This window comes from Amycolatopsis sp. NPDC003676, assembly GCF_053587275.1.
On sequence record NZ_JBSFNS010000102.1, the window covers coordinates 1 to 13352 of the forward strand.

The 13352-nt window shown below is 69.5% G+C and carries 14 protein-coding genes; 8 read left to right on the forward strand and 6 right to left on the reverse strand.

The genetic code is table 11. From position 1 onward, the window contains the following. From ACWDNU_RS36270 to ACWDNU_RS36280, 3 genes are all read right to left on the reverse strand, one after another. A partial coding sequence (locus ACWDNU_RS36270; RefSeq protein ID WP_449672195.1) for a serine hydrolase domain-containing protein occupies nucleotides 1–882 on the reverse strand: 882 nt, incomplete at its 3' end. Between the two features lie 10 nt (nucleotides 883–892). Continuing rightward, nucleotides 893–1711: a siderophore-interacting protein gene (locus tag ACWDNU_RS36275; protein ID WP_370935665.1), complete on the reverse strand. Its 819-nt coding sequence runs from the start codon at nucleotides 1709–1711 to the stop codon at nucleotides 893–895. A 223-nt stretch (nucleotides 1712–1934) separates the two neighbouring features. Further along, on the reverse strand, nucleotides 1935–2342 hold the full coding sequence (locus ACWDNU_RS36280) for an SgcJ/EcaC family oxidoreductase (RefSeq protein ID WP_370935664.1): 408 nt from the start codon (nucleotides 2340–2342) through the stop codon (nucleotides 1935–1937). A 95-nt stretch (nucleotides 2343–2437) separates the two neighbouring features. On the opposite strand from ACWDNU_RS36280, the gene ACWDNU_RS36285 reads away from it, so the two are divergent. Beyond that, nucleotides 2438–3145, forward strand: a complete 708-nt coding sequence (locus ACWDNU_RS36285; RefSeq protein WP_449672196.1) for a TetR/AcrR family transcriptional regulator — start codon at nucleotides 2438–2440, stop codon at nucleotides 3143–3145. Here the strand turns inward: ACWDNU_RS36285 and ACWDNU_RS36290 are convergent. After that, a complete protein-coding gene (locus tag ACWDNU_RS36290) occupies nucleotides 3135–4055 on the reverse strand; it encodes an NADP-dependent oxidoreductase (protein WP_449672197.1) in 921 nt (306 codons plus the stop codon). The genes ACWDNU_RS36285 and ACWDNU_RS36290 overlap by 11 nt on opposite strands. A 70-nt stretch (nucleotides 4056–4125) precedes the next feature. After that, complete coding sequence (gene hemW, locus ACWDNU_RS36295) at nucleotides 4126–5343, reverse strand: radical SAM family heme chaperone HemW (protein WP_449672198.1); 1218 nt, start codon at nucleotides 5341–5343, stop codon at nucleotides 4126–4128. Between the two features lie 259 nt (nucleotides 5344–5602). Here hemW and ACWDNU_RS36300 point away from each other — a divergent pair, with 259 nt between their 5' ends. The 7 genes from ACWDNU_RS36300 to ACWDNU_RS36330 all read left to right on the forward strand — a co-directional run bounded on the left by ACWDNU_RS36300 (nucleotide 5603) and on the right by ACWDNU_RS36330 (nucleotide 11974). Beyond that, nucleotides 5603–5689, forward strand: a complete 87-nt coding sequence (locus ACWDNU_RS36300; protein ID WP_350540000.1) for a putative leader peptide — start codon at nucleotides 5603–5605, stop codon at nucleotides 5687–5689. Nucleotides 5690–5795: 106 nt separating this feature from the next. After that, entirely contained in the window at nucleotides 5796–7496 is a 1701-nt protein-coding gene (locus ACWDNU_RS36305; RefSeq protein WP_449672199.1) for a nitrite/sulfite reductase, read from the forward strand. Beyond that, nucleotides 7493–8188, forward strand: a complete 696-nt coding sequence (locus ACWDNU_RS36310; protein WP_370935658.1) for a phosphoadenylyl-sulfate reductase — start codon at nucleotides 7493–7495, stop codon at nucleotides 8186–8188. The genes ACWDNU_RS36305 and ACWDNU_RS36310 overlap by 4 nt, the downstream gene beginning before the upstream one ends. Nucleotides 8189–8208: 20 nt before the next feature. Then, nucleotides 8209–9129, forward strand: coding sequence for a sulfate adenylyltransferase subunit CysD (gene cysD, locus ACWDNU_RS36315; RefSeq protein WP_449672200.1), 921 nt, complete (start codon nucleotides 8209–8211; stop codon nucleotides 9127–9129). Beyond that, nucleotides 9129–10391, forward strand: a complete 1263-nt coding sequence (locus tag ACWDNU_RS36320) for a sulfate adenylyltransferase subunit 1 (RefSeq protein WP_449672201.1) — start codon at nucleotides 9129–9131, stop codon at nucleotides 10389–10391. The genes cysD and ACWDNU_RS36320 overlap by 1 nt, the downstream gene beginning before the upstream one ends. Continuing rightward, nucleotides 10388–11125, forward strand: a complete 738-nt coding sequence (locus ACWDNU_RS36325) for a sirohydrochlorin chelatase (protein ID WP_449672202.1) — start codon at nucleotides 10388–10390, stop codon at nucleotides 11123–11125. The genes ACWDNU_RS36320 and ACWDNU_RS36325 overlap by 4 nt, the downstream gene beginning before the upstream one ends. A 219-nt stretch (nucleotides 11126–11344) precedes the next feature. Further along, nucleotides 11345–11974 (forward strand): cyclase, encoded by a 630-nt coding sequence (locus tag ACWDNU_RS36330; RefSeq protein WP_370935652.1) that lies wholly within the window; start codon nucleotides 11345–11347, stop codon nucleotides 11972–11974. Nucleotides 11975–12018: 44 nt separating this feature from the next. Here the strand turns inward: ACWDNU_RS36330 and ACWDNU_RS36335 are convergent, their stop codons facing one another. After that, nucleotides 12019–13341 carry an alpha/beta hydrolase family protein gene (locus ACWDNU_RS36335; RefSeq protein ID WP_449672203.1) on the reverse strand — a complete coding sequence of 441 codons (1323 nt, stop codon included), beginning with the start codon at nucleotides 13339–13341 and terminating at the stop codon, nucleotides 12019–12021. Nucleotides 13342–13352: the final 11 nt, after the last annotated feature.

Sequence of the window (13352 nt, forward strand, 5' to 3'; positions counted from 1 at the left end):
GCGGCGCAACAACATCTGCGTAAACCGGTGATAATCAGCCGCCGTCGACACCAAGCCTCCGCCGCCGGAAAGGCAAGCCGGGCGCGACGTTCCCAAGGCGCCGAAGGCATCGTTGCGAACCAGCTGTTTCGTCCGCGGCGCAGGCAGGTACAGAGCCGCCAAGCGGTCGGTGTCCGAAGTCCAGAAGCCGGTGTCCGTCATGCCCAACGGGCCGAAGATTCGCTCGGCGAAGACCTCGTCCAGCGGCTTCCCCGCCAGCACCTCCACCAGACGCCCTAGGACGTCGGTGGCGACCGAGTAGTTCCACTCCGCACCCGGCTGGAACACGAGCGGGAACCGCGCCCACGCCTTGGTGCACTCGGCCAGATCCAGCCCCGGCGGCGTGCCCCATTCGTACCCGCCGGCGCGGTAGATCGCGTCGGCCGGGTGCGTGTGGTGGAAGCCGTAGGTGAGGCCCGCGGTGTGCGAAAGCAGGTGCCACAGGCGGATCGGTTCGGTCGCCGGCTCCGTGACCGGAGCCAGCGCCGAACCCTTCACGTACACTTGCGGCTCCGCGAACTCCGGCAGCCACCGCGAGATCGGGTCGGTGAGGTCGATCAGGCCTTCCTCGACGAACGTCATCGCCGCCACCGAGGTGACCGGCTTCGTCATCGAGAAGATCCGCCAGATCGTGTCGGTCTCGACCGGCGCACCGGCCTCGACGTCGCGCGCCCCAGCAGACGCGACGTACACGATCCGGCCGTGCCTGCTCACCACCGCGAGGAAGCCCGGCAGCAGGCCGTCGTCGACGTACCGGGCGAAATGCCGGTCGATCCGCCGCAGCCGTGCCCCGTCGAAACCCGCGTCGGCCGGATCGGCCTCCACCTTCACCTCGGTCGCCATGGCGGCGACCTTACGCCGAAGCAGCCGACTTTCGCTCCGCTGCCTTTTCCTCGCGCCAGGCCTCGTCGTTCTTGCCCTCGCGCCAGTATCCGGACAGCGACACCGCGTCCCGCGCGACGCCGCGCTCGTCGAACAGGTACCGCCGCAGCTCCCGCACGAACCCGGCCTCGCCGTGGACGAACGCGTGCACGTCCTGGCCCGGCCACGGCAGCGCCTTCACCGCGGCGACCAGATCGTCGGACGCCGAGCGGTGCAGCCACGTGACCTGAGCGTCGGCCTTCGTCGCGAGCGGCTGGTGCTCCGACTTGTCCGCCACGAGCAGGAACACGTGCGCCAACGCTCCCGCCGGCAGCGCTTCGAGCGCGGCGGCGATGGCCGGCAACGCCGATTCGTCACCCACCAGCAGGTGCCAGCCGGCGTCGGCGCGCGGCGCGTACGCCCCGCCCGGACCGGCCAGCAGCAGCTCGTCACCAGGCTGTGCGCGCTGCGCCCACGGCCCGGCCAGCCCCTCGTCGCCGTGCACCACGAAGTCGAGCACCAGTTCGCCCGCCGCCTCGTCGTACGAGCGGACCGTGTACGTACGCAGCCGCGGCGCGTGCTCGCGCGGCAGCTCCTCGCGGATCCGGTTCAGGTCGAACGGCTCCGGATACTCCACCCCGTCCACCTTGAAGATCACCTTCACGTACGCGTCGGTGAACTCGTTCGGGCGGAAATCGCGAAGCCCCTCGCCGCCGGCCACGATCCGGATCATGTGCGGGGTGAGGTGCTCCTTGCGCAGCACCTCCAGCCGCACCGCGGTCCTCCCCTTGCGCGCCGGACCTTCGGCCATCGAACACCCCTGTTTCAGTAAGGTTTACCTAAGTCGCGTCTCCCACGGTACGCGCCTTCACCCGTTCCGCCCAGTACCGCCGTCCCCGAGTTCCGCGAGCGTCGGCCCGATCGCGAGGTTCTCCGGGATCCGCCAGCCGTGAGGGCCACCCTGAGGGAATCTGATTCCCTCAGGGTTCCCCTCACGTACTCGCCGTCGTCCGTGCGGGACGCCCCGATCGTCCTCATGCTTCCCACGGCTTCGAGACCCGCGTGTTCTGGAAAGCGGTGATCTGCCAGCCCTCGTCGCCCCGCACCATCACGTAGGTCAGCGAGCTCTCCCGCCCCTCGGCGGCCGGGTCGTCGCCCCCGGTCAGCGACGAGCCGCCGCCGGTCACGACGACCGCGACGTCGTCCCGCAGGAACCGCACCCGCGGCTCGCCGAAGCCGGTGAGCTTCGAGCCCTGGAGCACTCCCTGGAACAGCTCCCGATGCGAGTCCACGATCGCCTGACGGCCGACGGACCGGAGCCCGAAGAACGTCACGTAGTCGGCGTCTTCGGTGAACAGGTTCCCGTAGGCGGTGGCGTCTCCGCTGTTCCAGGCGTCGGCGAGCCGGGTGAGGACACAGAGGACTTCTTCGTGCTGCGACATGTCTTTACTCCTTAACGAACGTCGTTCGCGTACGAGACAAGTTGTACTCACGAACACCGTTCGCGTCAAGCGCGGGGTTCGTCTAGGCTTCGGGGATGACCGCACCGCCCCCGCCCTGGCGCCGGACGCCGAGCCCGCGCCGGCGCGCCGCGAAGCAAATGCTGTCGCAGGAACTGATCGTGAAAACCGCGCTCGAGATCCTCGCCGCCGAGGGCATTGACGCCGTCTCGATGCGGCGGGTCGCGCAGCAGCTGGAGACCGGGCCCGCGTCGCTGTACGCGTACGTGGCCAACAAAGAGGAACTAGACGAACTGCTGCTCGACGCGGCGCTGAGCGAAGTGCCGTGCCCCGAACCGGATCCGCAGCGATGGACCGAACAGGTCAAAGAGCAAGTGCGGCACCAGATCCAGGCAATGGTGGCGTATCCGGGCATCGCGAAAGTCGCGTGGCAGACACCGATCCCGGTGACGCCGAATTCGTTGCGGCAGGGCGAAGTCATGCTTCAGCTGCTGCGCGCGGGCGGCTTGGATCTGCAGCAGGCGATGTTCGCCAGCGACGCGTTGAGCACGTACACCAAGGCTTTCGCCTACGAGGCCAGCGGCTGGACGTTCGGCGATTACGACCCGGAGAAGATGAGCGAACGCGAGCGGCAGATGGCGGACTACATGCAGTCGCTGCCCGCGAGCGCGTTCCCGAACCTGTTGCAGGCCGGGGAATTCTTCAACGCGGACACCAGCCAAGCCCGGCTCGAATTCGCCTTGGAGGCGTTCGTGGCCGGGCTGGCGGCGATGGTCAGAAAGTGAGCACGATCTTGCCGCGCGTGTGGCCCTGTTCCAGCTCGCGGTAGGCGGCTTGGACCTCGGCCAGCGGGTACGTCGCGGCGACCTCGACGTCGAGCAATCCCTTGTCCGCCAAGGCAACGAGGTCCCGCATGACCTCGGCGCTCGCCCCGGCGATGTTGCCCTCGGTCTTCACCCGGTACTTCTCGGCGGCGTCGAAGTCGACCACCGTGTCGATCCGGCCGGGGTAGACGCCGAGCCGCAAGGCGAGTTCGACGTAACCTTCGCCGTAAGTGTCGATGAACGCGTGCACCTGGTCTCCAGTCAGCTCACGGAGCCGCTCTTCGAGCCCTTCGCCGTACGCGATCGGGACAATGTCGTGCTCGCGCAACCACTCGTGGTTCGCTTCGCTGGCAATGCCGATCACGGTCGCGCCGGTGAGCTTCGCCAGCTGCACAGCCAGCGACCCGACCCCGCCAGCAGCCCCGGACACGACGATCGTCTCGCCCTCGCGCGGGCACACCGCCCGAACCGCGGCGTACGCGGTCGTTCCGGCCACGAACAACCCGCCCGCGACCTCCCACGCCAGCCCGCTCGGCTTCGGCACGAGGTGCTCCGGCGGAACCAGCACGTATTCAGCGTGACTGGAACGGGTGTGCACGAAGCCGACGACCTCGTCCCCCACCTGGATTTCTTCGACGTCCGCGCCCAGCTCGACCACTACTCCGGCCAGGTCGCTGCCCTGCCCGGACGGGAAGGTGGACGGCCAGCGTTCCGCCAGCGCGCCGACGCGGATCTTCGTTTCCCCCGGATTGATGCCCGCGGCCCGGACCTGCACGAGCACCTGCCCGGATTCCGGCGCCGGCCGAGGCACTTCGGCCAGCTGCAGCACTTCGATCCCGCCGTGTTCGCCGTATCTGACCGCCTGCGGCATACGCGTCTCCCTCGCTCGTATGCTTAGCCCAACAAACGATCGAACGGATTTATGCCCGGCGGGCGAAAATTCAGCCGGCCAGCCTCCGGACCACAGCATCCGCGAGCAACCGGCCGCGGTCGGTCAGCACCGCGCGGCCCCGACTGTCCAAATCGGACACTTCGAGCAGCCCCTCCGCGGCGGCCGCCCTCGCTTCCTTGATTCCGGACTCGTCGAGCGCCGACAACGCCAGTCCGTCGGAGATCCGAAGCTCCAGCATGATCCGCTCCAGGTGCTGGTCCTCCTCGGTGAGCACCTCTCGATCAGCCTCCGGGCTCTGCCGCTGGGCGAGCAGGCTCGAGTACTTGGCCGGATGCTTGACGTTCCACCACCGCACGCCGCCGACGTGACTGTGCGCGCCCGGCCCGGCGCCCCACCAGTCGCCGCCCTGCCAGTAGCCGAGGTTGTGGCGGCACCGCGCCGCCTCGTCGGTCGCCCAGTTCGACACCTCGTACCAGGTCAACCCCGCACCGGCGAGGACGGAGTCGATCATTTCGTAGTAGCTGGCCAGCGTGTCGTCGTCCGGCGCGGGCAGTTCGCCGCGCCGCACCCGGCGGGCCAGCGCGGTGCCGTCCTCCACGATCAGCGCGTACGCGGACACGTGGTCAACGCCCGCAGAGAGCACAGCGTCGAGCGACGCGCGCAGGTCTTCGACCCTCTCCCCCGGTGTGCCGTAAATAAGGTCGAGGTTCACATGCTCGAACCCGGCGGCCCGGGCCTCGCGCGCGGCGTCGACCGGACGGCCGGGCGTGTGCACGCGGTCGAGCACCTTGAGCACGTGCCGGGCCGCGGACTGCATGCCCAGCGACACCCGGGTGTAACCCGCGTCACGGATGCCCGCGAAGAACTCGGGCGAAGTGGACTCCGGGTTCGATTCGGTCGTCACCTCCGCACCTGGCGCGAGCCCGAACACCGACCGGACGCCGTCGAGAACCTCGGCCAGCCCGTCCGCGCCGAGCATGGACGGCGTTCCGCCGCCGACGAACACCGTCTCCGCCTGAGGTGCGTTGTCCAGGATCTCCGCGCCCAGCTCCAGCTCGCGGCGCAGCGCGTCCAGCCACGACCGCGGCGAGGCGGCAGAACCGAGTTCGCCCGCGGTGTAGGTGTTGAAGTCGCAGTAACCGCAGCGGGTCGCGCAAAACGGCACGTGGACGTACACGCCGAACGGACGGGTGCCGAGACCGGCGAGCGCGGTCTCGGGCAGTCCGGCGGGAGGACGGTGGGTGTCGGGAACAGGCACGACGTCCATTCTCCCCCGCCTGCCGCCGGCTCCCGCGCGCCCCTGCGCCACCCGGCGGAAAGTTCGGCTGCCGAACGATGCGCCGCCCGGCGCGCACCCGGTTGACAAGCGCCCGAAACCGTCCCACGATGCGTCCGAAAGACGGGAAAGACCTGGCAGATCGCCCGGCCAATGCACATCGGCGGCCGTTTCGCACCCCCGCAGTGAGCCTTCTCCCACGATCCGGACGCCCTTGGACGACGTTCGGCCCGCGTGGCAATCTGAGCCGGTGAGTCCTGCCGGTGTCCTTCTCGTGGCGCGCCGCCACGTCGACCTTCTCCGGGTCGCGAGCGCGCTCTGCCGGCCTGTTCGCTGACTCCCGCGCACCACCCCGCCCAGCCCACCACCTGGACGACCGGCCCGCCCGCCCCGCATCGACGCCGCGGCGGAGCCGCCTCGACAACCCCGCCCGGAGGATCTCCATGTCCGCACCCCCGCGTGAGACGCCCGCGAAGGGCCGCACGCCTCGGACTCGCCAGAAGCGCGGCGAGGGCCAGTGGGCGCTCGGCTACCGGGAACCGCTGAACCCGAACGAGCGCTCGAAGAAGGACGACAGCCCGCTCAACGTCCGCTCGCGGATCGAGAACATCTACGCGCACCGGGGTTTCGACTCGATCGACCCGGGAGACCTTCGCGGCCGGTTCCGCTGGTTCGGCCTCTACACCCAGCGCAAGCCCGGCATCGATGGCGGCCGCACCGCGCTGCTGGAGCCCGAGGAGCTCGACGACCGCTACTTCATGATGCGCGTGCGCATCGACGGCGGCGCGCTCACCACCGAGCAGCTGCGGGTGGTCGGCGAGATCTCGCGGGAGCACGCGCGCGACACCGCCGACATCAGCGACCGGCAGAACGTCCAGTACCACTGGATCCAGATCGAGGACGTGCCCTCCATCTGGTCCCGGCTGGAGAACGTCGGCCTGACCACCACCGAGGCCTGCGGCGACTGCCCGCGCGTCGTGCTCGGCTCCCCGGTCGCCGGCATCGCCGAGAACGAGGTCCTCGACGCCACTCCGGCGATCGACGAGATCCTCGAGCGCTACATCGGCGACCCCCGGTTCGCCAACCTGCCGCGCAAGTTCAAGACCGCGATCTCCGGGCTGCCGGACATCGTGCACGAGATCAACGACATCGCGTTCGTCGGCGTGAACCACCCCGAGCACGGCCCCGGCCTCGACCTGTGGGTCGGCGGCGGGCTCTCCACGAACCCGATGCTTGCGCAGCGGCTCGGTGCGTGGGTCCCGCTGGACGAGGTCCCGCAGGTGTGGGAAGGCGTCGTGTCCATCTTCCGCGACTACGGCTACCGCAGGCTCCGTTCGCGGGCGCGGCTGAAGTTCCTGGTCAAGGACTGGGGCATCGAGAAATTCCGTGAAGTTCTCGAGTCGGAGTACCTGAAGCGGAAGCTGATCGACGGCCCGCCGCCGGAGAACCCCGCGACCCCGATCGACCACGTCGGCGTGCACAAGCAGAAGGACGGCAACTACTACGTCGGCGCCGCGCCGGTCGCCGGGCGGGTGTCCGGCAGCACGCTGGTCGCCGTCGCCGACGCGGCTGAGCGGGCCGGATCCCAGCGGGTGCGGCTGACCCCGCACCAGAAGCTGATCGTGCTCGACGTGCCCGAGGACAAGGTCCCCGCGCTGGAGACGGAGCTGGCCGAGCTGGGCCTGCAGACCAAGCCGTCGCCGTGGCGGCGCAGCGTGATGGCGTGCACCGGGCTGGAGTTCTGCAAGCTCGCGATCGTCGAGACGAAGGTGCGCGCGCAGCAGCTGGTCGCGGATCTGGAGAAGTCGCTCGCCGACATCAACGCGCAGCTGGAAACGCCGGTCACGGTGCACCTCAACGGCTGCCCCAACTCCTGCGCCCGCGTGCAGACCGCGGACATCGGGCTCAAGGGCCAGATCGTCACCGATGCCCAGGGCAATCAGGTCGAGGGCTTCCAGGTGCATCTCGGCGGCGGCCTCGGGCTCGACGCCGGATTCGGCCGGAAGCTGCGCGGCCACAAGGTCACCGCGGGCGAACTGGTCGAGTACGTGGAACGCGTGGTGCGCGCGTACGTCGCGGGCCGCGAACCGGGCGAACGGTTCCCGCAGTGGGCGTTGCGGGCTGAAGAAGGGGTGTTGCAGTGACCGCGGTGGCGGACTACCGGGCGCTGGCCGAGCGCGCCGAGAAGGAACTGGCCGAGGCGACCGCCGAGGAGGCGCTTCGCTGGACGGCCGAGACCTTCGGCGACGACTTCATCGTGGCGTCGAACATGCAGGACGCCGTCCTGATCGACCTCGCCACGAAGGTCAAGCCCGCGGTGGACGTGCTGTTCCTGGAGACCGGCTACCACTTCGCCGAAACCCTCGGGGTGCGCGACGCGGTGCAGACGGTGTACCCGGAGGTCCGGATCGTCAACGCGCAGGCCGAGCAGAGCGTCGCCGAACAGGACGCGGAGTACGGGCCGAAGCTGCACGAACGCGACCCCGGCCAATGTTGCTTCCTGCGCAAGGTCGTGCCGCTGCGGCAGACGCTCGGCAAGTACTCGGCGTGGGTCACCGGCGTGCGCCGGGTGGACGCGCCGACCCGCGCGAACACGCCGATCGTCACCTGGGACGAGCGCAACGGCCTGGTGAAGATCAACCCGATCGCGGCGTGGACCGACGACGAGTTCAACGGCTACCTGCACTCGAACGGGATTCTGGAGAACCCGCTGGTGTCGATCGGCTACCTGTCGATCGGCTGTGCGCCGTGCACGGCGAAGGTCGAGGCGGGGCAGGATCCGCGCAGCGGCCGGTGGGCGGGGCAGTCGAAGACCGAGTGCGGACTGCATGGCTGATGGCTAACACAGGAGGACTAATGACGACGGCGGAACCGGCGGCCGATGCGGCTGTCGACAACCTGGCCGCCCTTGAGTCCGAGGCCATCCACATCTTCCGCGAGGTCGCGGGCGAGTTCGACCGGCCGGTGATCCTGTTCTCCGGCGGCAAGGACTCGACGCTGATGCTGCACCTGGCGATCAAGGCCTTCTGGCCCGCGCCGGTGCCGTTCCCGCTGCTGCACGTGGACACCGGGCACAACTTCGACGAGGTCCTGCAGTTCCGCGACCGCGTCGTCGAAAAGCACGGGCTGCGGCTGGTCGTCGCGAAGGTCCAGGACTGGATCGACGACGGCCGGCTCGAGGAACGCGCCGACGGCCTGCGCAACCCGCTGCAGACCACGCCGCTGCTGGAGACGATCGCGGAGAACAAGTTCGACGCGGTCTTCGGCGGCGGTCGTCGCGACGAGGAGCGGGCGCGCGCCAAGGAGCGGATCTTCAGCCTGCGCAACGCTTTCGGCCAGTGGGAGCCGCGCCGGCAGCGGCCGGAGCTGTGGAACCTCTACAACGGACGGCACCGTCCGGGCGAGCAGGTCCGCGTGTTCCCGCTGTCCAACTGGACCGAAGCGGACGTGTGGAACTACATCGCCCGCGAGAAGGTCGAGCTGCCTTCGATTTACTACGCCCACCAGCGCGCGGTCTACCAGCGCGACGGCATGTGGCTCAGCGAAGGCCCGTGGGGCGGGCCGCGTCCCGGCGAGGACGTGCGCGAGCTGAGCGTGCGCTACCGGACCGTCGGCGACGGTTCGTGTACCGGCGCGATCGAATCCACGGCGTCCACTGTGGACGAAGTGATCGCCGAGGTCCAGGCTTCGCGGCTCACCGAACGCGGCGCCACCCGCGCCGACGACCGGATGTCCGAGGCGGCCATGGAAGACCGCAAACGGGAGGGCTACTTCTGATGTCGAGCCTGCTGAGGCTGGCCACCGCGGGCAGCGTGGACGACGGGAAGTCCACGCTGGTCGGGCGGCTGCTGTACGACACCAAGTCCGTTCTCGCCGACCAGCTCGACGCGGTCACCCGCGCGTCCGTCGACAAAGGACTGTCCACTCCGGACCTTTCGCTGCTCGTCGACGGCCTGCGCTCGGAGCGCGAACAGGGCATCACGATCGACGTCGCGTACCGGTATTTCGCCACGCCGAAGCGGTCGTTCGTGCTCGCCGACACCCCGGGGCACGTGCAGTACACCCGCAACACGGTCACCGGCGCGTCCACCGCACAGCTCGCGGTGCTGCTGGTCGACGCGCGCAACGGCGTGGTCGAGCAGACCCGGCGGCACGCGGCCGTCCTCGCGCTGCTGGGCGTGCCGCAGCTGGTGCTGGCGGTGAACAAGATCGACCTCGTCGACTACGACGAGAACACCTTCGGCGTCATCGCCAAGGAGTTCACCGCGCACGCGGAATCGCTGGGCTACGACTCGGCCTCCGTGGTCACCATTCCGGTTTCCGCGCTGGTCGGCGACAACGTGGCGACGCGGTCCGAGAAGACCCCGTGGTACGACGGCCCGTCACTGCTGGAGCACCTCGAAAACGTGCCCGTGGCACCGGATCCGCACGATTCCGCGCTGCGCTTCCCGGTGCAGTACGTGATCCGCCCCCGCACCGCCGAGTACCCGGATTACCGCGGCTACGCCGGTCAGATCGCCGCCGGCACGGTGCGTCCTGGCGACGAGATTGTCGTGCAGCCGCAAGGGATCCGCAGCCGAGTCGAGCGGATCGACACCGCGGACGGTCCGTTGGAAGAAGCAGGCGCCGGCACCTCGGTGACCCTGCTGCTCTCCGACGACATCGACATCAGCCGCGGCGACCTCATCGCGGCCGCCGACGCGCCGCCGGAGGTCACTGACGAGATCACCGGCACGCTGTGCTGGCTGTCCTCGAAGCCGCTCAAGACCGGCGCGCGGGTGCTGATCAAGCACGGCACGCGGACCGTGCAAGGACTCACCACCGAGTTGCACGCCCGGTTCGACGAGCAGACTCTGTCCAGTGTGGACTCTCCGGAAAGCTTGGAGCTCAACGACATCGGCAGTGTCAGCCTGCAGCTGGCCGAGCCGCTGCCGGTGGACGACTACGGCGTGAGCCCGCGCACCGGCGCGTTCCTGGTGATCGACCCGAAGGACGGCGACACGCTCGCCGCCGGACTCGTCGGAGAACGGTTCTCGTGACGCCTCCCCTGGTCGCCGTCGCGCACGGCAGTCGTGACCCCCGCTCCGCCGCGACGGTGCGGGCGCTGGTCGACGTCGTCCGTGCGCAGGCGCCGGGGCTGGACGTGCACGAATCGTTCCTCGACCTGTCGGAGCCGCGGGTTACCGACGTGCTGCGCGGCCTTTATTTTGACGGGCACCGCTCCGCGGTCGTCGTGCCGTTGTTGCTGGGCAGCGCTTTCCATGCCCGGGTCGACCTGCCCGCGCTGGTCGACGAGGTGACCGCGGAGTGCCCCGGGTTCCGGATCCGGGTGTCGGACGTGCTGGGCGCCGACCCGGCGCTCGAAGCCGTCGCCCTCGACCGGCTCGCCGGAGCCCGCCTCCGCAGCGGAACCGGCGTGCTGCTGAGCGCGGTCGGCTCGTCCAATCCCGAGGCCAACGCGGTCGTCGCCGGAGTGGCCGCACGCTGGGAAAAGCAGCTCGGAGTTCCGGTGAGCGAGGCGTTCGCCAGCGCCACTCAGCCGGACATCCCGGCCGCCGCCGCTCGCCTGCGCGATCGCGGCGTGCGGCATCTCGTGGTGGCGTCGTGGTTCCTGGCCCCCGGTTTGCTGCCGGACCGGATCGCCTTGCTGGCCCGCGACGCCGACCCGGGCGCGTTCATCGCCGAGCCGCTCGCGGACGACCCGCGCGTCGCGGACGTCGTGATCGGACGGTACGCCGCCGCGATCTCCGGACTGCTGCGGACCGCCGCCTGACCTGATCGCTGGCTCGCCCTGTCGGACCACCGTCGGTAGGCCCGAACGGCCGCTTCAGACCACTCCTACCGCCACAAGGTGAGCAGTATTCACATTTTCCGTCACGGTGCGCACCCGTGAACGGTCAATCCTTGACGCGCTACTTAACTTGCCGGTAACTCTCTAATCGCTGCGCAGCTTTCTCTCTCCCCCGTGAAACCCGCAGGTAGGAGCACACAGATGAAAGCACCTCACTTTTACCGGCTGGCCGCGCTGACGGCGGTCGCCGCCCTTCCGCTCGCCCTCGCGGCCCCGGCGTCCGCCGCGACCGCGATCAACTTCGACTGCCAGGCCGACGCACCGGTGGTCGGCCCGCAGCAGGTGTCGCTGACCCAGAACGCCGACGTCACCGCACCCGCGACGGTCGCCCCCGGCGGCGCGTTCGACGTCGTCATCGACCCCGCGCCCAACACCGTCCCGAGCGACGTGGGCGGCAACAAAGTCAAGAACATCAACACCTTCGCGCTGAAGTTCCCGATCCCGGCGAACTCGACCTACGTCAGCGCCGACCTCGCCGGCGGCTCCGGCCTCGGCGACACCCCGCCGACGATCAGCGTCGCCAACGGCGTCGCGACCCTGAGCTTCCCCGGCCCGATCGCCGGCGGTTCGACCTTCGAACTGCCGACCATCACCGCACATCTCAAGGCAGGCGACTCCGGCACGATCGAAACCAAACTGTCCGGCACCAGCTACAGCGACCCCGGCCTGACCTTCAAGGCCGTGGCCAGCAGCATCATCGGCGACGTGACCGCACCGACGGCGTGCTTCCCGAACCCGAGCCCGGTTTTCACCACGACGACGATCGGCTGATCCGGACCGCGGCCACCCGCTGCGCCCGGGTGGCCGCGCCCGGTTCACGGGAGCAGCAATCCCCAGTAGACCGCCCACGGCACGAACACCAACCCGGCCACGAGCGGCGCGATCGTCCCGCGCCGCCGGTCCGGTTTCCGCAGCCCGGTTGCGGTCACCACCAACACCACCACCGTCGCGACCGCCAGCGCTTGCACCGCAAGCCACGGCAACGGCCGTCCGACGAACACCGGTCCGAGATCCTTCATCCCGGACATCTGCGCCCAGCCGAGCATTCCGACGAACCCGGCGACAGTCGCCGTTCCCAACCCGGCCAGCCACCGCGACGACCTGGTCCCCCGGCGACGCACCAGCGCGACCACGCCGCCGACCGCGAACCCGCCAAGCAGCAAGGCGAGCGCGATCCCATGCGCCCAAACAGATTCCCACCAGGAAAGCGGCCGGAGCGCTTCGGTCGGCCACTGCGTGAACGCCGCGGTCTCCACGTGCACGCCCTGCCGATCCGCCAGCCATTGGCCGACGACCGCCGGGTAACCGGACACGACCCGAGGCAGCCGGTCGAACCCGGCATCGCTGGTCGGGTACAGATCCGGCCCGCCGCCAGCGACAAACCGAATCGTGTGGTTCGGGTGCCCGGCCAGCGCGTCCGCGAAGATCCGGGAACTCTCGACCGGCACGTGGTTGATGTCGAGGTCGCCCCACAATGCCAGGATCGGCTGTTTCAGCCGCCGCAACACCGGGACCGGGTCGTAATCCGCCTCGGGAAACAGCCCCGCCCCGACCGCGAAGCGCGTTCCCTGCACCGGCAACGTCGTCAGCAGCGAACCGGAAATCCCTTGGTGGCGAAGGACATTCCCCCAGTACCACGAGGTCTGCCTGGCTCCGCCCCACCCGGATCCGCCGACGGTGATCACATACGAAATGTCCGCGGTCCGCGTCGCCGCGAGGGGCACGACCCACGCACCCTCGCTGACGCCCCAGACGCCGACCTCCGCGGCTCCCGACTGCGACCGCAACGCGTGCACCGCCGAGACCAGATCGTCCGCCAGCACGCCGTAATCGCGCTGGGTCTTGGAATAACCGCTGGTACGCCGGTCGTACACGAGCGTCGTCACGCCGAGTCGCGTGAACATCTCGGCCTGCAACCGGAGGTTGTCCCGCGTCCGCCAGTCCGACCCGCCTTGCAGGACGATCGCGGACTTCGCTGGCCCGCCCGGCCGGAATACCGTGCCGTGCACCGTGATTCCGCCCGAGCCGGTGAAGCTGACGTCGGCGGACGGTGGTGCTTGTGCCGGCTGGGCGGTCGGAAGGACCGAGCCCAGCGCGAGGATCGCGGCGGCGAGCCGCGATTTGCCCCAGGGCAGCATGAAGTGTTCTC

Bases quoted from the DNA above. Each gene is read 5' to 3' on its own strand.
- hemW (WP_449672198.1), bottom strand. From the start codon at position 5,343: ATGGACGTCGTGCCTGTTCCCGACACCCACCGTCCTCCCGCCGGACTG.
- ACWDNU_RS36285 (WP_449672196.1), top strand. From the start codon at position 2,438: ATGACCGCACCGCCCCCGCCCTGGCGCCGGACGCCGAGCCCGCGCCGG.
- ACWDNU_RS36305 (WP_449672199.1), top strand. From the start codon at position 5,796: ATGTCCGCACCCCCGCGTGAGACGCCCGCGAAGGGCCGCACGCCTCGG.
- ACWDNU_RS36280 (WP_370935664.1), bottom strand. From the start codon at position 2,342: ATGTCGCAGCACGAAGAAGTCCTCTGTGTCCTCACCCGGCTCGCCGAC.
- ACWDNU_RS36330 (WP_370935652.1), top strand. From the start codon at position 11,345: ATGAAAGCACCTCACTTTTACCGGCTGGCCGCGCTGACGGCGGTCGCC.
- ACWDNU_RS36290 (WP_449672197.1), bottom strand. From the start codon at position 4,055: ATGCCGCAGGCGGTCAGATACGGCGAACACGGCGGGATCGAAGTGCTG.
- ACWDNU_RS36335 (WP_449672203.1), bottom strand. From the start codon at position 13,341: ATGCTGCCCTGGGGCAAATCGCGGCTCGCCGCCGCGATCCTCGCGCTG.
- ACWDNU_RS36275 (WP_370935665.1), bottom strand. From the start codon at position 1,711: ATGGCCGAAGGTCCGGCGCGCAAGGGGAGGACCGCGGTGCGGCTGGAG.
- cysD (WP_449672200.1), top strand. From the start codon at position 8,209: ATGACGACGGCGGAACCGGCGGCCGATGCGGCTGTCGACAACCTGGCC.
- ACWDNU_RS36320 (WP_449672201.1), top strand. From the start codon at position 9,129: ATGTCGAGCCTGCTGAGGCTGGCCACCGCGGGCAGCGTGGACGACGGG.